Source organism: Clostridium estertheticum, assembly GCF_026650985.1.
GTDB classification, from domain to species: domain Bacteria; phylum Bacillota; class Clostridia; order Clostridiales; family Clostridiaceae; genus Clostridium_AD; species Clostridium_AD estertheticum_C.
Genome location: NZ_CP086239.1, coordinates 2,806,806 through 2,828,894, shown reverse-complemented (window position 1 = coordinate 2,828,894; position 22,089 = coordinate 2,806,806). Strand labels below are relative to the sequence as shown.

Genomic DNA, 22,089 nt, shown 5'->3' with positions numbered 1-22,089 from the left:
CTAAATATAGGAGGGGGCAAATGACTAAAAAAACTATTGTAATGATTCTAATAATTTTAATGGTTTTATTTACAGGAGTACTCAGTGTATATTTAAGCTTTATTAAGGAGTCTCCTTTTGGTGGAAAAAGATTAAAGTTTGGTGCAACCTATATGAATATGAATAATCCGTATTTTGTTAAATTGAATGAAAGTATAAAAAAAACTGTTGAAAGTCAAAATGGAACACTCATTGCACTGGATGCACAGCTTGAAGTATCAAAACAAATATCTCAAGTTGATGATCTTATATCTCAAAAGGTGGATATTATATTTCTAAACGCTGTGGACTTTAAAGGAATAAAGCCAGCACTTATAGCTGCAAAAAAGGCTAATATACCTGTTATAGTTGTAGATTCTCCAGTTTTTGATGACAAGTTGGTTGATTGTACAGTGGTTTCTGAAAATTATAATGCAGGAGTTTTATGTGCAAGAGATTTAGTAGCAAAGCTTAATGGAAAAGGAAACGTTGTCATAATTGAACACCCAACAGCTAAATCAGCTATTCAAAGAATTGAAGGTTTTGAAGATACTATAAATAAATATAAAGGGATAAAGGTTGTTGCACGGAAAACATCAAATGGTCAACTTGAATTAGCTATGGAAGTTATGGATAGTATAATTCAATCAAATAAAAAAATAGATGCTGTCATGTGTCTTAATGACCCAACGGCACTAGGAGTTATTGCAGCATTTGAAAACACTAAAAAAAATGATAAAGTATATATTTATGGAGTAGATGGAGCTGATGATGCATTAGCAATGATTGAGAAAGGAAAACTAACAGCAACTGCTGCGCAGTCGCCAGATAAAATTGGAAAAATAGCTGCAGAAACTGCTTTGAAAAAGTTGGAAGGATTAAAAATAGAAAATTATATTAATGTACCAGTAGAATTAATTAATAAACAAAATCTGGTGTACCCATAAAATTCGGGGTACGCCATTTTTTATGTTTGTTTTTAAATTGTGATAACCCTAGTCAAGAATATATCATAGTGAACGATATAATAAGAAGGCGAAGTTATATAGTGTTTTATTAGAAAAGAATGTATTATAACAACAAATCTAAAAGATTAACAAATCAGGAGGTATTACATATGAAAAAAATGTTTAATAATTTAAAAATATCAACAAAATTGCTATCACTAGTTATCTTTCTGTCTATTGTTATAGGAAGTGTAGGTTTTTTAGGACTATATAATATGAATAAAATTAATTCAAATGCAACATTACTACATGACTATAATTTAGTTAGCATAGAACAAGTAAATACCTTAAGGCAAAATTATTCAGATATCAGAACAGCGTTAATTAAGATGGTTTATAAGGAAAGAAAAGATAAAGGTGAGAATGAAGAGATTGTTACAGAGATAGAGGGTTTAACTAAAAAAAATGAAAATTTATTTGCAACAATAAAAAGTACTAATGAGAAGATGAGGGTAGGTAAGAGTCAAGCAGATCAAGAAAAAGATAAAGTTCTGCTTGATAAAATTGAAAGTTCATCAAAGGGATATTTAGCTTCAGGGAAAAAGGCAGTCGATTTTGGAGTAGCAAAAGATTTTAAATCAGCTGCAGGTCAACTCTCAGGGGCATCAAAGGATAGAGCTGCTTTATTCGAGGGTATTGACGGGCTGAATGCTAGTAGTGTTAAAGAAGCCGATTCATTTTACTCAGATAACAATATAACATTCAATGGGTCTAAAATGATAATAATAATAATTACTGTATTGGGATTTCTTTTTTCAATCATATTAGGACTTTTTATAGCTTTAGCTATTTCAAGACAACTAAAAAAAGTTGTTAACTTTGCTGGAGACATGGGGAATGGAGATTTAAATAAGGACATAGATATTGATTCAAAAGATGAAATAGGGGATCTTGCTAGAGCGCTAAATAAAGCAAAAGACAATATGAAATTGCTTATATCAGAAATAATTAATAGTTCTAGTGATATAAGTGCTGCTAGTGAGGAGTTATCAGCAACATCTGAAGAGGTTTCTTCAAAAATGGATATTGTTAACGAATCTACTGATCATATAACCGCTGGGATTCAAAATTTAAGTGCTACAACGCAGGAAGTTAGTGCATCAACAAAGGAAATTGAAAATACAACAATGAATTTAATTAATAAGGCTAATGAAAGTTTTAAATCTGCTGTAGAAATTAAGAAAAGAGCAGCTGAAATAAAAGTAAAAGCTACACAAAATATAGAGCAAGGTAATGAAATATATGAGAAAAATCGTATGAATATACTAAAGGCAATAAATGATGGAAAAGTAGTTAAGGATATTACTGTTATGGCAGATTCAATTGGAGCTATAGCTGAGCAAACAAATTTACTTGCATTAAATGCTGCTATTGAAGCTGCTAGAGCAGGTGAAATGGGTAAGGGATTTGCAGTAGTTGCAGATGAAGTAAGAAACCTTGCTGAGCAATCATCTGTTGCAGTAGAAAATATTCAAAGCATGGTAAATAAGATTGAAGTGGCATTCAATAATTTATCTAGAAGTGGTCAAGAGGTTTTAGAGTATCTTGAAACAGGTGTAAAACCAAGTTATCAATTACTTATGACTACAGGTGTTCAATACGAGCAAGATGCAGATTTTGTTAATAATATGGCAAGTGAAATAGCTAGTACATCAAAACAAATGAAAGAAGTTATAGATAAGGTAACTTATGCAATAGATAATCTATCAGCAACTACTGATAAATCAGCTGCTAGTACAGAAGATATATCCAATAGTATAAATGAGATAACAATTGCAATAGGAGAAGTAGCAAGTTCAGCTCAAAGTCAAGCTGAAACTTCTCAGAAACTAATAGATCTAACTAATAAGTTTAATGTTTAAATAAGTATTGTAGTAAATATTAAAAAATGAAGCCATAATTGGCTTCATTTTTTTGATTATAATTGTATTATCACAAATTATTGATCGTTATTATGATGAATCTAATATAAAATTTGCATCTACAGATGATCATTTGTTTGAAGAATATAAAAACTGATTTTGATAGTTAACAACACTTTTAAGGTTAATGAATGTTTTTGCTTAAGAAGTTATACTGTGATTAGTTACAAACGTATACAGTAACCGTATACAAAAAGCTGTATATTTTAAGTTTGATTACAGTGGATTTCAAACTGATCTGTTGTAAAGTAAAAGCAATTTTTTTATGTTATTCATGTAAACGTATAATAAAACAAATCAAGTAATGTTAGTTATAAATAGGGAGGAATTTTAAATGGTTCGTAAATGTATTGTAATGAAAGTATTTAGTGGGTTTCATGCTGAGTATAAAAGACGTCATGATGAAATTTGGCCTGAAATGGTTGAGATGTTACATGAGTATGGTGCAAAAAACTATTCTATTTTCTTGGATGCAGAAACAAATAGTCTAATTGCGTATTTAGAAATTGAAGATGAAGTTTTATGGAGTAAAAGTGATGCAACCGAAATTTGTCAAAAATGGTGGGCTTATATGAAAGATGTTATGGAAACAAATGAGGATAACAGCCCAGTTTCAATGGAGTTAAAAGAATTATTCCATTTAAATTAAAGGAGGGAATAACAAATGAGTAGTAATGAAAAACAAATTATTAGTAAAGAAGAAAATAAACTGGCTTGGAAAACCACTATTTCAGCATCAATGGCAAATTACATTGATGCAGGTTCTATTGTTGCTGGTGCTGCAGGTTTATCACTTTGGACTTCATATCTTCATATGAGTGATGCGAAACTTGGATTATTAAGTGCTTTAAGTTCGAATGCTGTTTCAGCAGCTATTGGTGCGTTAATTGGCGGTTATATTTGTGATAAATATGGTCGTAAATTGGTTTATAATTTTTCTATGATATTTTATATGTTTGGTATGTTATTTATTATTTTTTCACAGAATTTTGGAATGATGTTAACTGGATATATTATTGTAGGATTATCAGTTGGTGCTGACATTCCAGCTTCTTGGACCACTATTGCTGAGGGTGCACCTGCTAAAGAGCGTGCAAAGCATTGTGGTACAGCGCAGCTTGCATGGGCAGCAGGTCCAGTTATTGTTATGATTCTATCAGTTTCACTAGGGCATTTAGGGCTTCTTGGTAGTCGTATAGTTTTTGGACATTTATTTGTAGTGGCACTTGTAACTTGGTTAATAAGGAGAACTTTGCCTGAGTCACAATCTTGGTTAGATCAAAAGAAAAAAGAGAAACAACTTATAGCAAAAGGACAACTAAAAAAGGTAACTATTAAAGATTTATTAAGACCAGTAAATTTTAAGTCAATAATATTTCTACTTGGTGTATATTTATTTTGGAATTTGGCAGCAGGTACAATGGGATTTTTCATGCCATTAATTTATCAAACAGTTGGTAAGGTTTCAGCAGAAACTGCTAACTTACTTCAAGCAGGTTTATTTGCATGTACAGCTATTGGTACTTACTTTGTATTTATGAGACTTGGAGATAAAGTAAGTCGTAGAGGTATTTATGCGGTATCAGCCATAATGGCAATTGGTGCCTGGTCAATATTTTTATTACCAGCGTCAAGTATGAAACCTAGCATGTTATTAATATTTGTTGTTGGATATGGACTTTCATGTGGATTTGGTCAACAACCATTTTATCAATTATGGGCTAGTGAGCTTTTCCCAACAAAATATAGAGCATCTGCTCAAGGTGTAATGTTCTTTGTTGTTCGTATAGCACTTGGTATATGGAGTTTTGTTATCCCAACCATTATGAGCAAGTTTGGTTTCCAATTAGCAGCAGCATGCATGATAGGATTCCTTGTAATTAGTGCTATAGTTGGTATTGCATTTGCTCCAAATACTTCAGGAAGAACGCTTGATGATATAGAAAAGGAACGTTATGGAAGCATAAGTTAATATATTTTCATAGTAATATAGTCACCATCAACTTTAAATTGTAAGACTAAATTTATAAGGTTATAATAAATTCATAAGACCATAATAAACAAAGAATTATAAAATAAAAAGTGATGGTGATAATATGAATATTAAAGATCTTGATAAAAAATTAAAGCAATTAAATGATATAGAAAAAAAAACATATGATTTATATAATACTAAAATAAGTACAGAACTTGATATTAAACTTAAAGAACATTTTTCTAGTAAAGTTAAAAATAATTTATGGATAATAAACAATGAAAAACTTATGAATGAATCAGAAGTTATAGCAATCCATAAACATGATAGGTTTATAAAATTCGATAAACATAAACATGATTATTTAGAAATGATGTTTGTATATTCTGGTAAAATAAATCAGGTGATTGAAGGAGAAAAATTAGTAATAGAAAAAGGAGAAATTTTATTACTAGACATGAATGTTGAACATAGTATTGAGGCTGCGGGTTTTGATGACATTGCCATTAATGTATTAATAAAAAAAGAATTTTTTGATTGGATTTTTATGAGTCAAATTGCTGATAATGATTTAATCTCAAATTTTATTGTTGAAGCGATATATGGTAAAAATAAGTTCAAGCAATACATTCATTTTAAAACATCCGAAAACGATAAGGTTTGTAATTTTATGATTCAGATACTTATGGAATACTATGATAAAAAAAATGGAATGGAAACTGCTATCCGTGCCTATATGATGTTGTTATTTAATGAAATGTTAAGGGATTATAAAAAATATTTATCTAGTGAAATGGTTTCTAAAATTGATTCTACAATATCTACAGAAATTTTAAACTATATTAACAGTAATTATAAGGTTATAACATTAAAAAGTATGGCAGACCATTTTAGCTATAATCCTGATTATATAGGTAAACTAGTAAAGAAAATTATAGGAAAAACTTTAACAGAACTTGTAAAAGAAAAGAAAATTAAAGAAGCAGAATATCTATTGCATAACACAAAGATGCCAGTAATTGAAGTAATTACTGAAGTTGGGTATTCAAACGTGAGTTACTTTTATAGGCAATTTAAGGATCAAGTAGGCGTTACCCCTGATGAATATCGAAAAAAGTAGAAAATAATGTAATAGTTTGATTACTTATTAGGACAGTAAGAATCTCTTTATAGGACATAGGATTAATTAGACAATTAAACTAGAATATTAGCTATAGACAAAGTTACACGAGAAGTAGACGTTTGCAAGAGATTGGAGGTAAGTTATGGAATACTATTTAGCCATTGATATTGGTGCTTCAAGTGGAAGGCATATATTAGGCTCAGTTGAAAATGGAAAATTAAAATTGGAAGAGATTTATAGATTTGAAAATGGAATTAGTAAAGTTTCTGATGAATATTGTTGGGATATTAACAAGTTATTTGAAAACATAAAAATAGGAATTAAAAAATGTGTTGAACTTGGAAAAACTCCAAAGAGTGTTGGAATAGATACTTGGGCTGTAGATTTTGTGTTGCTTGATAAAAAGGATGAGATTATAGGAAATGCAGTATCGTATAGGGATGATAGAACTGAAGGTATTATGGAAGAAGTGTTTAAGATTATCCCAAAAGATATGATGTATTTATATACAGGCATTCAGTTTCAAAGGTTTAATACTATATATCAACTACTTTCAATAAAGAAAAATAAACCCGAAATTTTAGAGAAAGCAAAAACTTTCTTAATGATTCCAGATTATCTTAATTTCTTGCTTACTGGCAAAAAAGTTAATGAATATACTAATGCAACAACAACTCAATTAGTAAATTCTTTTGATAGGACATGGGATCCAAAGATCTTGGATGATTTAGGTATTAAGAAAGATATATTCCAGGAAATAAAATTACCTAAAACTAAAATTGGTGGGTTACGCAGAGAGTTAGCCCTCGAATTCGGATTTGATATGGAGGTTGTACTTCCTGCAACTCACGATACTGGTTCAGCATTTATATCATCAGTATGTAATGATAGTGATAGTCTATACTTAAGCTCGGGTACATGGTCATTAATTGGCCTTGAAAATAGATTTCCATTATGTGTACCACAAACTATGGAATACAATTTTACTAATGAAGGTGGTATAGATTACAGATTTAGATTTTTAAAAAATATTATGGGACTTTGGGTAATCCAAGAGGTTTCAAGGAATCTCGAAAATAAATATTCTTTTGCGAAGCTCGTAGATTTGGCAAGAGCAAAATCAGATTTTACATCAATAGTAGATGTTAATGATGATAGATTCTTAAAACCAGAAAATATGATAAAGGAAATAAAGGATTATTGCTATGAGACGGATCAAAAAGTTCCTGGCGATGTTGGTGAAATAGCAATGTGTGTGTATAATAGCTTAGCTCATTGTTATCAAAAGGCTGTAGAAAATATTGAAGAAATATTTGAGAAAAAATTCAAGAGAATAAATATTTTTGGTGGAGGATGTCAAAATAATTTCTTAAATGAGTTAGTTGCCAGGGTCACTGGGAAAGAAGTATTAGCTGGACCAGTTGAAGCAACTGCAATAGGAAATATTGTAGCTCAGCTCTTAAGTTATAACATTTTTAAAGATTTAGGAGAAGCAAGAGGAGCTATTAAAGAATCTTTTAATATTATTACATTTAAACCAGATGACGTTTAAGTATCTGTAATTGAGTATATGAATTATAAGGGAGGCAAATATAAATGAACATTAAAGAAAAATATGAGATGTCTAAAAAAGAATATGAAAAATGGGGACTAGATGTAGATAAGATATTAGAAGAACTGAGCAAGGTGAAAATATCAATTCATTGTTGGCAAGGAGATGATGTAACTGGTTTTGAAAAAACTCAGAATGCATTATCAGGTGGAATAGCTGCAACTGGTAATTATCCAGGAAAAGCTAAAAATGGAGAAGAATTAAGAAAAGATTTAGATAAAGCTCTAAGTTTAATTCCAGGAAAACATAAAGTTAATTTACATGCTATATATGCTGAAACTGATGGAGAAGTAGTTGAAAGAGACCAGTTAAAACCAGAGCATTTTAAAAAATGGGTAGATTGGGCAAAGAAAAACGGATTAGGTCTTGATTTTAATCCAACAATTTTTTCACATCCTAATGCTGCGGATGGATTAACTCTATCTAGTCCAGATAAAGAAATAAGAGACTTCTGGATAAGACATTGCAAGGCATCTAGAAAAATAGGAGAATATTTTGGTAAGGAGCTTGGACAAACTTGTTTAACAAATATTTGGATTCCAGATGGATACAAAGATATTCCAAGTGATAGAATGGGACCTAGAAAGAGACTTAAAGACTCTTTAGATGAGATATTTACACAAAAAATAGATAAAAAATACAATCTTGATTGCGTTGAATCAAAAGTATTTGGACTAGGAGCAGAGGCTTATACTGTAGGTTCAAGTGAATTTTATATAAGTTATGCAGCAAGAAACAATATAATGTCATTAATGGATACAGGACATTATCATCCAACAGAGGTTGTTTCAGATAAATTATCTGCAATGCTGTTATTTAATGATAAAGTAGCACTTCATGTAAGTAGACCAGTAAGATGGGATTCTGATCATGTTATACTATTTGATGATGAAATTAAAGAACTCTCTAAGGAAATTGTAAGAAATGATGCATTGGGTAGAGTTATTATTGGTCTTGATTTCTTTGATGCTAGTATAAATAGAATAGCAGCATGGACAATAGGATCGAGAAATATGATAAAGGCATTACTAAGTGCAATGCTCACACCTAATGAGAAATTAAAAGAATTACAAGATGATGGAAACTTTACTGAAAGATTAGCTTTAATGGAAGAGTTCAAAACTTATCCAATGGGTGATATTTGGAATTACTATTGTGAAAAGAATAATGTTCCAGTAGCAGAAAAATGGCTTGATGATGTTAAAGATTATGAAAAGACTGAATTAAGTAAAAGAAGTTAATTGGATTAAGTATAGAATATTAATTATGAGTAAATAAAAATAAGTCGGATTATTTAATCTGACTTATTTTTATTTGCAATTATAAAGATATAGTTTGTTATACATGAAGCTTATTTAGCAGATAACCTAACTTATGTTAATAAAGTGTATGTTATAATATGGAATGAGGCAAATATAATGGGCTATGTTTTAATTTACTAAGCAATATAGAAGGGGGTTACAATTATGATTAAGTTGCATTTTGAGAAGTTGTCTAGATTTGAGCGGTTAAATGAGCCTTGTTGCGTAGCAATTCCTTTTAGGCAAGGAATTCTTAAGGAATTGTCGAAAGTATCAATTACCGATGGGGAGAAATCTGTTCCAAGTCAATGTAGGTCTACAGCAAAATGGCCAGATAATTCGGTAAAATGGCTATTGGTAAATTTTTTAGCTAATTTACCTGGAAATAAAGGCAAAGATTATTATTGTGATTTGGAAAATGAAAACGATTCACTTGAATATAATGCTGTTAAGGTTAAAGAGCACAATGGAAGGTTATGTTTAGATACAGGCGAAATTAATATTAATTTTAGTAAGATAGGTGAAGTAGGTATTTTTAATAACATAAAATATAAGAATTTTGAATATGGTAATGGTGATATAGTAGGTCCTAGTATATATGATAATAATGATGAAGTCTTTAAAGCTACTGTTGGAAAACAGGGCTTTGAGATAATAGAAGATGGACCTATCCGCGTAGTTGTACAAACCAAAGGAAAACATTATAACGAATCAGGTAAAAGCTTAATTGATTATGTTTTAAGGATATATGCGTTTGCAGGAAAACCATGGATAAGAATGGATTATCAAATTATAAATCGCGAAGAAGGAGAACAGCAGGAATTAAAGGGAATAGAAATCAACATAAAAAACAATAAAGTCAAAGGAGAAAAAGTTGATACAACCCTTGGAATATCAAATTATGCTAGCGACATCACTTACGGTGAAAATGAAGAAACACTTAAGCATTTAATTGATGCGAGGCAGCTGGTTTATGAAGCGAATGAACATATACCAGAGACTTTCTATGGAACGTTTTGGGCGGATATTAAAAATGAAAACAAAGGTGGAGTTTGCGCTACGATTTATCAAGCACAACAAAACTTTCCTAAAGCATTGGAAGTTAATGAGTGCGGCATTAAAATTAGTATATTACCAAAGGAATCAGGTGGTTTAAGACTTCTACAAGGAATGGCAAAAACCCATAAAGTGTTTTTGCATTTTCACGATGAGAATACAAGTGTGCAAGGGCTAAATGTGAGGAGCTTACAATTTCAGATGCCAGATAGACCTGTGTTAGAACCTGATATTTATAAAGAGGCAGGAGTATTTGAAGAGGTATTTGTTGAAAACAAAATAGATAAATTGGAAATATCACTTATAAATAAGGCTGATGCAAGAGGCAAGGCTTATGGAATTCTACATTGGGGAGATGCACCTGACCCTGGATATACGCTACAGGGGAGAGGAAATGGTGAGCCAGTTTGGACTAATAATGAATATGACTTTCCACATGCAGTAATGCTTATGTATGCAAGAAGCAAAGAAAGACGAATGTTAGATTATATGCTTGTAACTGCAGAGCACTGGATGGATGTTGATGTATGTCATTATAGTAATGATCCGTTAAGATATGAGGCACAGATAACCCACTCTGCGAGTCATGTAAGTGGTAAAGTAGAGCCAAGTCATGAGTGGGTAGAAGGGTTACTCGATTACTATCATCAAACTGGTGAATACTTAGCCTATAAGGCAGCAATAGGAATTGGTGAAAATGTACTACGTCAATTAGAATTACCAAAATTCAAGCAAAAGGGAGGCATAAATGCAAGAGAAACCGGTTGGGCATTAAGAACCTTAGTAGCACTTTACAAAGAAACAAACGATGAAAAGTGGCTAGAACCAGCTGAAAAAATTATACAACATTTTGAAGATTGGAAAGAAGAGTATGGTGGGTGGCTAGCTCCTTATACAGATCATACTACAATAAGAATTCCTTTTATGATAGCCGTTGCAGTAGGGAGCTTAATGAGATACTACCGAATAAGACCTCAGGAAAAGATAAAAGGAATGATTTTGGATGCAGTAACTGATATGGTTGATAACTGTATATTAGAAAATGGGTTGTTCTACTATAAAGAACTTCCAAGCCTAAGGAGAATGGGAAATAATACGCTTGTGTTAGAGGCTCTTGCGGATGCATATGAACTTACAGGAGATGTTAATTTTATTAAGAGCGGACTTGCAACTTTTTATAAAGAAGCGATGAATGGTGTTAAATCTTCTGTTGGTGGCAAACGAATTGTTGGTGATGCAGTCATTATGCAAGGACCTGGTCCTAAAGGGTTTGCACAAAGTTTTTATCCAATAGTTTCATTTTACCGCGCTGCTGTAAAATCAGGGATAATAGGTAAAGAAAATTTTAGATTTATAGTATAAACAATTTAGAAAAGGGCCAGCAAATGCTGACCCTTTTCTAAATGGATTTTGTTATTAGTTTAAATGTTTCTTGATACTTCATATGCATCCCAAATTGCGTACATAATATTTTGAACTTGTCTTGCGTCTCCTAGCAGATGAACCTCTGGTACTTTAAACTTTAGTTCATCGTATAAACTCTTTTGTGAGTTATAGCCAATTGCAACAATTGCGCAATCTGCTTTTATAGCTTCTTCTTTTTCGCCTGATTTTAGTATGAAGCCTTCAGTAGTAGCGCTTGCTACCATTGTATTAAATTTAAGATCTATTTTCTTGAAATTAACTAAATCGCGAAGCATATCCTCATTTGCATGGCACAAAGGGCCACCTACTTTTAAAATGTCGCTTTGCATTTCAACAATAGTAACTTTTTTGCCTTGATCTACTAACCATAAAGCGGCCTCGCAACCTACTAGCCCACCACCAATAATTACTACATTATTACCAGCATCTTTTCTTCCAAGAAGAACATCTTCTGCGCTATAAACTTTACTCGAATTATCAATATTAAGAATTCTAGGAGTTGAACCAGTAGCAACAATTACAACATCAGATTTTAAATTGGTAATGATTTCTTTGGTAGCTTCTGTATTAAAATGTATATCTACTTCTAAATCTTTTAATTCATCTGTATACCATTTAGCAAGGGCTCTGTCGTCGTCCTTAAAATCTGGAACTCCTCCAGCTATAATATTTCCACCTAGTTTATCACTTTTTTCAAGCAAAGTAACTTTATGACCCCTTAGAGTACAGACTCTAGCTGCTTCACATCCAGCTACTCCGCCACCAATGATGACCACTTTTTTACTTTTTCTAGCAGAAGATATGCCATATTCATTTTCTCTTCCACAAGCTGGGTTTACAGCGCAAGATACGGTGGCATATGTAGCGAGCCTTCCCATGCAACCTTCTTGGCAGGATAAACAAGGTCTTACCTTATCAAATTTATCAGCCATTATCTTATTAGGTATTTCAGCATCTGCAAGGAGAGGTCTTCCAAGCGCAATCATGTCTGTTTTTCCTTGTAGGATAGATTCACTTGCAAGTTCAGGGTCTTCCATTCTACCAGCAGTAATAACTGGAACTTTAAGTACTTTTTTTAGTATTTCATTGTACTCTAAATACATCCCTTTTTTCTGATACATCGGTGGATGACTCCAATACCAAGAATCATAAGAACCTACATCTCCATTAAAAGCATCATAACCAGCTTCTTCAAGAATTTTAGCTGCCTCAATTCCTTCTTCTATATCTCTACCTTTTTCCTCGAAATCTTCACCAGGAAGGCCACCTTGCCTCCAATCTTTAATAAAACTTTTAATGCTATAACGTAGTGAAACTGGATAATCCTGTCCACATGCTTCTTTTATCGCTTGTACAACTTCTATAGCAAATCTTAGTCTATTTCTTAAACTTCCACCATACTCATCTGTTCTATTATTAAAAAATGAAATTGCAAATTGATCAAGTAAATAACCTTCATGTACGGCATGAATTTCAATACCGTCAAAACCAGCTTTTTTAGCTATAGCAGCTGACTGCGCAAATTTTTTAATATAAGTTTTTATTTCTTCTATAGTTAATGCTCTACAGGTAACTCCATCAAGCCATCTATGAGGAATCGGTGACGGTGCTACTGCGGTTTTGCCTACAATTGAAGGTATACTTACTCTTCCAAATCCAGCTGACAACTGCAGAAACATTTTTGCCCCATAAGCATGTACTCTTTCAGTCATAATTTTTCCTGTTTTAACAAAGTTCAAAGGATTAAGTGTTGGACAAGGCATTGATGGTAAAGCACATTTTTCAATGTCATTTTCAACCATAGTTACTCCGGTAATAATTAATCCGGTACCGCCTTTAGCCCTCTCAACGTAATACTCTACTCCACGTTCATTATAAGTTCCATCGGCGTCACATAAGCCCCCAGGACCCATTGGTGCCATAACAAATCTGTTTTTAATTTCTAATTTACCTATTTTCATTGGCTGAAAAAGAATTTCATACTTTTTTTTCAAAATAATACCCCCTATGAAATAAAGTCTAGTGAATTTATTCAACGAATAAATTCACTGAATAGATTCATTATATAAATATGTTATATTTATGTCAATACAATTATAAAACTAAAACCTTATAATTATATTGACAAAGCATATTAATAAACTATAATTTACTTAGAAAAAGATTATAGTTAGGAGATTTATTATGGATGAAGAAAAGTTAAACAATAGACAACTACAAGCACTTAACACTAAAAATAAAATATATAAAAGTGCAATTGACCTTATGGACAAAAAAGGTTATAAAAATATTAAAATACAAGATATATGTAAAAAAGCCGGAGTTTCTGTAGGTTCTTTTTATAATTGTTTTAAATCTAAAAATGAAATCCTTATAGAAATATATAAGCGAGCAGATGAATATTTTATTAAGGAAGTTGCCAATAATATATATTGCGATAACGCTACAAATGAAATTATTAAGTATTTTGATTATTATGCAAAGTATAATGTTCAAGTTGGAATTGACACAATGAAATTATTGTATAACTCAAATAATAAGTTATTTATAACTAAAGGTAGGGATATGCAAAATCTACTGAATATTATTATAGAAAGAGGGCAAGAAAAAAATGAGCTTAGTAATGAGATGTCTAAAGAAAGTATTACTGAATATTTATTTATAGCTGCGAGAGGGGTTGTATATAATTGGTGTCTTTATGATGGAAAATTTGACCTTTTAGAAGCAATGAATGAATATATGAAGCGTTTTATAATTATATTTAAATATGAAAATAGTATCAGACAAAAGAATAGCTAATAGGTAGTTATTTTAAACTACCTATTAGCTATCAATAACACTCTATTTAATTATGGTTTATAGATGGTTAAGTGCTTCCACAAGAGCCATTATAGTTAATGATTGTCCATAAGCCATTGGAGCTATAATTATATTCTTATAATGATCTACATCATATCCCATGCCAGTTCCGCCGGATACTTTTAATACTGTACCATCTTTTTCTATGTTGTTACATAATGCCTTTATTGTTTTCTCAGCATAGGGTTTAAATGAGTCATCAAGGATACCTAATCTAATTCCAGTTAAAATACCTGTAACTATAGCCGCAGAGCCAGAAACTTCCTCATAACTAGTAACATCGTCTATAACTGTATGCCATAAACCGGACTTTGCTTGATATTTAACTAATGTATTTACTTGAGCTTTAAAAGTATCAAGTAAAAATTTCTTGATCCCTGGATTCATTGTGCCTTCAAATGCCTCGATATAGTCTAGAATACCAAAAGTAAACCATGAATTACCTCTGCACCAAAAAACTTCACCAAAATTACTGTTTTCATTAAAACTCCAACCGTGATAGAAGAGACCAGATTTTTTATCATATAAATATTTTATATGAACAAGCATTTGATTAATTGATTCATCAACCCAATCCTTTCTATTATATTTTTGACCCATTTTATTTAAAAATAAGAGGGTCATAAATATGGTATCTATCCACATCTCACTTTCATTTAACCTTACCGCTTGCCTATCACCATTTGCACTAGTTACATGTTGAAAAGCACCTTCTTTAGTTCTTGGAAGGCAATTTATGAGCCAGTCAGCCCATGTTAAGCAAAGGTTTTCATACTCGGGATTATTAATAACATCACATAGGTTTACTAAGGTTAGTAGAGGCGCCGTAGTATTGATGTTTTTAGAAGGTAATCCTATTTCTATATTAGTTTTATACCAATTAGTTAAAAAGTCTAAATACTTATCACTCTTGTCGTGTTTATCTAATTTTAATAAACCATATAGACCTACACCTTGTGGCCAATCCCATTCTTGAATACCAAAATCTCTAGGAAATAATCCTATGGCTTCGCCGCCTTCTTTGGGTAACTTTTCTTCAACTGATGGACTATCTAGGTTAATTAGTTTATTAACAACTAGATCCAGTTTAATACGTATTTCTTTTTCTGTTAATTTCATAATAACACCTCACTATATTATATTTTATAATTAATTTTACGCTGTATATAAATTATACAATACTAAAGAGAATAAATATACACATAAACAAGACAAAACAAAGAAAAATATAAAAATAACAATAATATGTTTATTTAGGCACGGTAGAGCCATTTATAATATTTTATAAAGAGGAAATGATAAACTTTAGAAAACAATATAGGTCTAAACAAATACAAAACCAATAGATACAAATAAAATACATATTAAAAGTGTTGACTTTATGTTGTATTTAAAGTAATCTATAAATACAAGAATGTAAAGGATTTAAGTAAACGGTGTCAAATGATAAAAGTAAAATTAGGGGGAGAAAATTATGAGTCAAAAAGATGGAAAGATAAGATTTATAAATTATTTTTCATATGGAATGAATGATTTTATAGGAGCGGGGGCATTTGCTTTAACATCCGCATGGTTATTATATTTTTATACTACGTTTTGTGGCTTGTCGCCAATTCAAGCTGCCTCAATATTTGCGTTAGCTCGTGTTGTCGATGCGGTAGCAAGTCCTACAATGGGATTTATAACAGACAATTTCCATAAGACTAGATTAGGAAAGAGATTTGGAAGACGAAAATTCTTCTTGTTACTTGCAATACCTCTCGTAGGAGTTTACACAACTATTTGGATTAGTGGATTCACTTATTTTTACTATCTTGCAACTTATATAGCATTTGAGTTAGTGTATACTATGATACTTATACCATACGATACGCTAGCTGCAGAAATGACATCAGATTTTAAAGTAAGGGCTAAACTTACTAGTGCAAGGATGTACATAGCTCAGTTTTCTGCATTCTTAGCAGCATTTATACCAGGAAGACTTATAAATTTATTAGGAAAAGAATCACCTAAGTCATTCTTATATGCAGCTATGATTTTTACTGTAATATTTGTTATTGTTTTAATCCTTGTATACACATTTACATGGGAAAGACCACTTGCAGAGATAGAGGCTGCAGAGGCGAGTGAGGTTAAAGAAAAATTAACATTTATGCAAAATGTACAAAAAATATATGTAGATTTGGTAACAACACTTAGAATTAGAACTTTCAGAGCTCATTTGGGTATGTATATTGGGGGTTACTTAGCGCAAGACACATTTAATGCAGTATTCACTTATTTTGTAGTTTTTGCATTATTTCAAAATGTTATAATGGCATCAAATTTAATTGCAGTAATGTATATATTCCAAATTGCTGGTGTTGGTATAGCAACATACCTAACACTTAAATTAAATCCAGGAGCTGCATTTAGAGTTGTATCTTCAATTTTTATAATAAGCATTATAGGATATTTAATTGTATACAAGACTATTCCAACAAGTATTATAGCTTTATATGCGGTATCATGTATTGCTGGACTAGGACGTGGCGGAATAAATTTTGTACCTTGGAATAACTATACTTTTGTTCCGGATGTAGATGAAATAGTATCTGGGGATAGACGTGAGGGAGTTTTCGCAGGATTTATGTGCTTCCTTAGAAAAGCTTCTCAGGCACTTGCTATTTTCTTAGTGGGAGTTGCATTAGAAGAGGCACATTTTGTATCTGGAGTCAAAACACAACCACAAGAAGCTTTAAATATTATGGTGGTTATATTAATAGTAGCACCTATTATATTTCTTATTATAGGTATTATAGCATCATTTAAATTTACAGTAACAAGGGAATCTCATGCAATACTTAAGAAAGAAGTAAAAAGATTAAAGACGGGTGGATCAAAGGCTGACGTTGATGATAAAACTCGTAAAACTGTAGAAGAATTAACAGGATGGGATTATGAGAAGCTATGGGGAAATAATCCTGTAGGATATAAGAATTGGAAAAAATGTAAAGCTAAAGAGAAACAAGCAAGTATGTAATAAACTAGTATTTATTAATAAATAATTAATATTTTAGGATATAAAAAGAGCTGCCTTAAATTAGAAAAATTTCTAAAGGGGTAGCTCTTTTTTATAACATTCATTAAAATTAAGCAAAAATCCATACAAGGAGGAATTGGAATGTTACCAATTGAGAGATTAGAAATTATAAAGCAAATAGTTTTAACAGAAAAAAAGTTATATGTGTCAAAGTTAAGTCAAAAATTTAATGTAACAGAAGAAACAATAAGGCGAGATTTAGAAAAACTAAAGGTGCAAGGCATAGTCACTAGGAGTTATGGTGGGGCAATATTAAATGCTGAAAGAACAATTGATGATATACCTTTTTATAAAAGGTCAAAGACTAATATAGATAATAAAAAATATGTAGCCTCAAAAGCAATAGAATTTATTAAAGAAGATAGTACAATAGTTGCTGATTGTAGTTCAACAGTACTTGAAGTTTTAAAATTAATTAGAGATAGAAGCGGTGTAACAATTATAACAAATTCAGTGGGGGTTTTAAGTGAACTTAATAAATCATCACTAAATATTATTTTAACCGGTGGAGTTATAAAACGAAGATCATTATCAATGCAAGGACCTATAACGCATTGTACTATAAAAAAATATAGTGTAGATTTAGCTCTTGTGAGCTGCAAAGGTATGGATATTGAAAAAGGAGTATTAGATGCTAACGAAGAAGAGGCAGAAATTAAAAGGATTATGATAAAGCAAGCGAACACTGTTATTATGTTAATCGATCATGATAAATATGATAAAACATCTTTTGTAAAACTCTTTGATTATGAGGATATAGATTATATAATTACGGATCAGGAGCCAAGGGCAGAATGGATGGAATTATTGCATTCTTATAATATTGATGTTATATATTAATGGTATACAAATTTTAGGGAAATAACAAGTATGATTTAAAGATAATAAAATTTATTTAGGGAGTGGATTGGGTTATGAGAATTGGAATTCGCGGGCATGACATAGGACAATATAAATTGGATGAACTAGCAGAGATATTGGAAGATAAAAATATTAAAAGCATACAATTTGTACCTAAAAAAATAATAACTGAATTTAAAATTACGAATGGAAGTATGACACCAGGAATGGCTGAACATATCAAGGGAATACTTACAAAACATAACTTAAATATAAGTTTACTTGGATGTTATATAAATTTAGCAAATCCAGATGATAATGAACTTAATAAACTATTAGAGAATTTCAAAGAACATATACGTTTTGCAAAATATTTAGGATGTAATATAGTTGGGACAGAAACAGGAGCACTTAATAGAGAGTATGTTTATACAAAAGATAACAATACAGAAGAGGCATTTAAGAGGTCTCTAAGTTCAATAAAAATACTTGTAAAAGAAGCAGAAAAGTTTGGAGTTGTAGTTGGAGTTGAGGGAGTCACAAAACATGTGATGAATACACCAGAAAGGCTAAAGAGAGCAATAGATTGTGTTAATTCTAATAACCTACAAGTTATATTTGATCCTATTAATTTTATAGATGAAACAAATTTTGATAAACAGGATGAGATAATAAAAAAGTCATTCGAATTATTTGGTGATAAAATAGCAATCATTCATGCTAAAGATTTTATATACGATGATGGAAAAGTAAAACAAGTCTCAATTGGCAGTGGACAATTTAACTATCCATTATTATTATCTCTAATAAAAGAAAGAAAGCCATACATTGATATAATACTTGAGGACACAGTTCCAACAGATTTAGATTCGAGTATTAAATATATAGAGGAATTATATAAAAAAATATGAGTATAATTAACATTTATGTTATACTATAAACTAATAATTCAAACTATTTAAGTTAGACATGAATTAGTGGGGTTATTAATATATTTTATTTTATAATAAGAGGAGACCTAAAATGATATCTAGTAAGATGAAAGATTTAGTTGCTAACAGTTCTATAATAAGAGCTATGTTTGAAGAAGGTAAAAGATTATCTGATATCTATGGTGAAGAAAATGTTTTTGACTATAGCTTAGGTAATCCCAATGTTGCCCCACCTGAAAATATTAAAGTTGAAATTAATAAAATATTAAATGAAATAGCTCCTAAACTGGTCCACGGGTATATGAATAATTCTGGATATGAAGATGTTAGAGGAAAAATTGCTGGATTTTTAAATAAAAAGCATAATATAGATATTTCATACAATAACATAGTTATGACTTGTGGGGCAGCCGGAGGATTAAATATTTTACTGAAAACATTACTTAATCCAGAAGATGAAGTTATTGTTTTTGCACCATTTTTTGGTGAATACAGAAACTATGTAAATAATTTTGATGGTAAACTTGTTGTTGTTTCTACAGATATTGATACTTTTGAACCTAATATGGAGAGTTTAAAAGATAAAATAAATAGTAAAACAAAAGCAATTATTATTAACTCACCAAATAATCCAACGGGTGTCGTATACTGCGAAAAGGTTATACAAGATTTATCAGATTTGATGAATCAAAAACAGGATGAGTTAGGTACAAGTATATATCTTATATCTGATGAGCCTTATAGAGAAATAGTTTATGATAATGTTGTTGTTCCATATATTTTGAAATATTATACAAATTCATTTATTGGATATTCCTACAGTAAATCATTATCACTGCCTGGGGAAAGAATAGGGTACGTAGTTGCAAATACAAAGATGGATTGTTTTGATGATATAATGATATCTCTTAATGTTGCAAATAGAATTCTAGGATTTGTAAATGCACCATCACTTTTTCAGAGAGTTATTGCAAATTGCCTTGAGGCCGAAGTTGATGTTAGTATATATCAAAAAAATAGAGACTTATTATATAACTATCTTACAAAAATAGGATTTGCTTGTGTAAAACCTCAAGGAGCATTTTATTTATTTATTAGGACACCAATAAAGGATGATAAAAAGTTCTGCGAGGATGCAAAAGAATTTAAACTATTATTAGTAGCAGGATCTGCTTTTGAATGCCCAGGGCATGCAAGGTTATCATACTGCATTGATTATGAGAAAATAGAAAATTCATTACCAGCTTTTGAAAAACTAGCAAAATCATACAATCTTAAATAGTATAATTTTAAAATTATATATAGTAAAGAAATAGAAATCTCAGTTTGCATACATAATGTATCAAACTGAGATTTTATCATGAATTTATAATATACAATGTGCTGTGTGGCAATATAATTAGTTATATGTTAATATATAACTAATTGTATTATAAATGTAGAAATAATATAAGAAATATAAAGAGTCACTATCTATATTACTTAATTCGGTAATATTTTTTAATATTTTTTTAAAATAAAAGGATTTGCCAATTAATTGTAGAATTTATAATTATTAGGATACATAATTGATATGTAAAGGAGATTACGAACATGGAAGAGAAAAAAATAAATATAATTATTGTTGATGATAACAAGGAATTCTGTAATATTCTTAATGATTACTTACTAACGCAAAAGGATATAGTTGTTACCGGCATTGCACAAAATGGAATAGAAGCAATAAAATTGATTGAGGAAAAAAAGCCTGATCTAGTAGTACTTGATATAATTATGCCGATTCTTGATGGACTAGGAGTTTTAGAGAGGCTAAATACAATGGAGATCCAGCCAAGGCCTCGTATAATAATTTTATCAGCAGTTGGTCATGAAAAAATTACCCAGAGAGCTATATCACTTGGAGCAGATTATTATGTTATAAAACCTTTTGATATGGAAGTGTTTGCTAATAGAATAAGACAAACGCTAAATGAAAATATATATAATGATGAAACACCGAAAACGATTTCTTATGTTGATAACGATGAAATTAAAACCACTAGAAGTAAGCCAGTTGATGTCGATATGATTGGTCAAATAACAAGCATTATTCATGAGATTGGAATACCAGCTAATTTAAAAGGTTATATGTTTGTACGCGAAGCAATAAACATGGTAGTGAATGATATTGATCTTTTATCATCGGTTACAAAAGAATTATATCCATTAGTAGGCGAAAAATTCAATACTACTGCGAGTAGAGTAGAAAGAGCAATAAGACATGCAATAGAAGTTGCATGGAGTAGAGAACAAGTAGAAACCATAACCAATCTTTTTGGTTATACAATTAATAATGAAAAAGGCAAACCAACTAACTCCGAATTTATAGCGATGGTTGCTGATAAGTTAAGATTACAAAATAGGGTTAGCTAAAATGGCTTATATCAACGGTCAATGGGATTTGAAAAGCAATAAACGGTACAAATAGCGTCATAAAAATACGGTTAATTGTGTTAAAAAAGTGTATAATTTCTTAAAAGATAATCAATAGACCTTTTCTATTTATAGATGAAATAGAGGGGGTTTATTTTAATGCGAAAAATTGAGTGTACAATTTATGAATACTAATTAAAGATAATTAGAGGTACCGCTTTGATGGACACATTGGTTAAATTTAATTAATATGTCATAGAGTAAACTAATATTATAAATGGTTAAGTATTTATAATGGTTTTTATTGTAATATAGTATAATTTAGAAATATATGTTGTAAATAGTCTTAAAATGTAATAATATTATTATATAGCAAATTTTATGAAATAGTGAATAATATGAATTAATTAATTCACATCAGCCTAATTGTCCAGACGGATTTTTGCTATAAAAATATTGCCTCTTTAGGGGAAATACTATAAGCACGATACATAAAAAGAGTCAATACCTTATTGAGGAGACGAT

General features: G+C 30.7%; 16 protein-coding genes. 14 read left to right on the top strand and 2 right to left on the bottom strand.

From position 1 onward, the window contains the following. Positions 1-20: 20 nt before the first annotated feature. The 8 genes from LL038_RS13475 to LL038_RS13440 all read left to right on the top strand — a co-directional run bounded on the left by LL038_RS13475 (position 21) and on the right by LL038_RS13440 (position 11,376). Positions 21-965 carry a sugar ABC transporter substrate-binding protein gene (locus LL038_RS13475; protein ID WP_216121793.1) on the top strand — a complete coding sequence of 315 codons (945 nt, stop codon included), beginning with the start codon at positions 21-23 and terminating at the stop codon, positions 963-965. 170 nt (positions 966-1,135) lie between these two features. After that, positions 1,136-2,887 carry a methyl-accepting chemotaxis protein gene (locus LL038_RS13470; protein WP_216121791.1) on the top strand — a complete coding sequence of 584 codons (1,752 nt, stop codon included), beginning with the start codon at positions 1,136-1,138 and terminating at the stop codon, positions 2,885-2,887. Between the two features lie 394 nt (positions 2,888-3,281). Continuing rightward, positions 3,282-3,596 (top strand): L-rhamnose mutarotase, encoded by a 315-nt coding sequence (gene rhaM / locus LL038_RS13465; RefSeq protein WP_216121790.1) that lies wholly within the window; start codon positions 3,282-3,284, stop codon positions 3,594-3,596. Between the two features lie 15 nt (positions 3,597-3,611). Further along, positions 3,612-4,919, top strand: coding sequence for an MFS transporter (locus tag LL038_RS13460; protein ID WP_216121788.1), 1,308 nt, complete (start codon positions 3,612-3,614; stop codon positions 4,917-4,919). A gap of 124 nt (positions 4,920-5,043) precedes the next feature. Further along, positions 5,044-6,042 carry an AraC family transcriptional regulator gene (locus LL038_RS13455; protein ID WP_216121786.1) on the top strand — a complete coding sequence of 333 codons (999 nt, stop codon included), beginning with the start codon at positions 5,044-5,046 and terminating at the stop codon, positions 6,040-6,042. 145 nt (positions 6,043-6,187) lie between these two features. Further along, the gene (gene rhaB / locus LL038_RS13450; RefSeq protein WP_216121784.1) at positions 6,188-7,597 is read left to right on the top strand and encodes a rhamnulokinase; all 1,410 of its coding nucleotides are present in this window, start codon (positions 6,188-6,190) and stop codon (positions 7,595-7,597) included. 44 nt (positions 7,598-7,641) lie between these two features. Beyond that, positions 7,642-8,898, top strand: a complete 1,257-nt coding sequence (rhaA, locus tag LL038_RS13445) for an L-rhamnose isomerase (protein ID WP_216121782.1) — start codon at positions 7,642-7,644, stop codon at positions 8,896-8,898. Positions 8,899-9,123: 225 nt separating this feature from the next. Continuing rightward, entirely contained in the window at positions 9,124-11,376 is a 2,253-nt protein-coding gene (locus tag LL038_RS13440; RefSeq protein ID WP_216121780.1) for a beta-L-arabinofuranosidase domain-containing protein, read from the top strand. A 59-nt stretch (positions 11,377-11,435) separates the two neighbouring features. Here LL038_RS13440 and LL038_RS13435 read toward each other — a convergent pair whose 3' ends face one another. Next, the gene (locus LL038_RS13435) at positions 11,436-13,433 is read right to left on the bottom strand and encodes an FAD-dependent oxidoreductase (RefSeq protein WP_216121778.1); all 1,998 of its coding nucleotides are present in this window, start codon (positions 13,431-13,433) and stop codon (positions 11,436-11,438) included. Between the two features lie 190 nt (positions 13,434-13,623). Between LL038_RS13435 and LL038_RS13430 the strand changes: the two genes are divergently transcribed. Then, positions 13,624-14,238, top strand: a complete 615-nt coding sequence (locus tag LL038_RS13430) for a TetR/AcrR family transcriptional regulator (RefSeq protein WP_216121776.1) — start codon at positions 13,624-13,626, stop codon at positions 14,236-14,238. Between the two features lie 57 nt (positions 14,239-14,295). Here LL038_RS13430 and LL038_RS13425 read toward each other — a convergent pair whose 3' ends face one another. Then, complete coding sequence (locus LL038_RS13425) at positions 14,296-15,417, bottom strand: glycoside hydrolase family 88/105 protein (RefSeq protein ID WP_216121775.1); 1,122 nt, start codon at positions 15,415-15,417, stop codon at positions 14,296-14,298. Between the two features lie 355 nt (positions 15,418-15,772). Here LL038_RS13425 and LL038_RS13420 point away from each other — a divergent pair, with 355 nt between their 5' ends. The 5 genes from LL038_RS13420 to spo0A all read left to right on the top strand — a co-directional run bounded on the left by LL038_RS13420 (position 15,773) and on the right by spo0A (position 21,564). After that, on the top strand, positions 15,773-17,320 hold the full coding sequence (locus tag LL038_RS13420; RefSeq protein WP_216121773.1) for an MFS transporter: 1,548 nt from the start codon (positions 15,773-15,775) through the stop codon (positions 17,318-17,320). 141 nt (positions 17,321-17,461) lie between these two features. Next, on the top strand, positions 17,462-18,220 hold the full coding sequence (locus LL038_RS13415; protein WP_216121771.1) for a DeoR/GlpR family DNA-binding transcription regulator: 759 nt from the start codon (positions 17,462-17,464) through the stop codon (positions 18,218-18,220). A 74-nt stretch (positions 18,221-18,294) separates the two neighbouring features. Continuing rightward, positions 18,295-19,131: a sugar phosphate isomerase/epimerase family protein gene (locus LL038_RS13410; RefSeq protein ID WP_216121769.1), complete on the top strand. Its 837-nt coding sequence runs from the start codon at positions 18,295-18,297 to the stop codon at positions 19,129-19,131. Positions 19,132-19,243: 112 nt separating this feature from the next. After that, positions 19,244-20,434 carry a pyridoxal phosphate-dependent aminotransferase gene (locus LL038_RS13405; protein ID WP_216121768.1) on the top strand — a complete coding sequence of 397 codons (1,191 nt, stop codon included), beginning with the start codon at positions 19,244-19,246 and terminating at the stop codon, positions 20,432-20,434. A gap of 311 nt (positions 20,435-20,745) precedes the next feature. Beyond that, complete coding sequence (gene spo0A / locus LL038_RS13400) at positions 20,746-21,564, top strand: sporulation transcription factor Spo0A (protein WP_216121767.1); 819 nt, start codon at positions 20,746-20,748, stop codon at positions 21,562-21,564. Positions 21,565-22,089: the final 525 nt, after the last annotated feature.

What these genes read in the sequence shown, in the direction of transcription:
- rhaA (WP_216121782.1), top strand. Translation starts at nt 7,642, where the DNA reads ATGAACATTAAAGAAAAATATGAGATGTCTAAAAAAGAATATGAAAAA.
- LL038_RS13455 (WP_216121786.1), top strand. Translation starts at nt 5,044, where the DNA reads ATGAATATTAAAGATCTTGATAAAAAATTAAAGCAATTAAATGATATA.
- LL038_RS13470 (WP_216121791.1), top strand. Translation starts at nt 1,136, where the DNA reads ATGAAAAAAATGTTTAATAATTTAAAAATATCAACAAAATTGCTATCA.
- LL038_RS13420 (WP_216121773.1), top strand. Translation starts at nt 15,773, where the DNA reads ATGAGTCAAAAAGATGGAAAGATAAGATTTATAAATTATTTTTCATAT.
- rhaM (WP_216121790.1), top strand. Translation starts at nt 3,282, where the DNA reads ATGGTTCGTAAATGTATTGTAATGAAAGTATTTAGTGGGTTTCATGCT.
- spo0A (WP_216121767.1), top strand. Translation starts at nt 20,746, where the DNA reads ATGGAAGAGAAAAAAATAAATATAATTATTGTTGATGATAACAAGGAA.
- LL038_RS13440 (WP_216121780.1), top strand. Translation starts at nt 9,124, where the DNA reads ATGATTAAGTTGCATTTTGAGAAGTTGTCTAGATTTGAGCGGTTAAAT.
- rhaB (WP_216121784.1), top strand. Translation starts at nt 6,188, where the DNA reads ATGGAATACTATTTAGCCATTGATATTGGTGCTTCAAGTGGAAGGCAT.
- LL038_RS13460 (WP_216121788.1), top strand. Translation starts at nt 3,612, where the DNA reads ATGAGTAGTAATGAAAAACAAATTATTAGTAAAGAAGAAAATAAACTG.
- LL038_RS13425 (WP_216121775.1), bottom strand. Translation starts at nt 15,417, where the DNA reads ATGAAATTAACAGAAAAAGAAATACGTATTAAACTGGATCTAGTTGTT.
- LL038_RS13475 (WP_216121793.1), top strand. Translation starts at nt 21, where the DNA reads ATGACTAAAAAAACTATTGTAATGATTCTAATAATTTTAATGGTTTTA.
- LL038_RS13430 (WP_216121776.1), top strand. Translation starts at nt 13,624, where the DNA reads ATGGATGAAGAAAAGTTAAACAATAGACAACTACAAGCACTTAACACT.
- LL038_RS13410 (WP_216121769.1), top strand. Translation starts at nt 18,295, where the DNA reads ATGAGAATTGGAATTCGCGGGCATGACATAGGACAATATAAATTGGAT.
- LL038_RS13405 (WP_216121768.1), top strand. Translation starts at nt 19,244, where the DNA reads ATGATATCTAGTAAGATGAAAGATTTAGTTGCTAACAGTTCTATAATA.
- LL038_RS13415 (WP_216121771.1), top strand. Translation starts at nt 17,462, where the DNA reads ATGTTACCAATTGAGAGATTAGAAATTATAAAGCAAATAGTTTTAACA.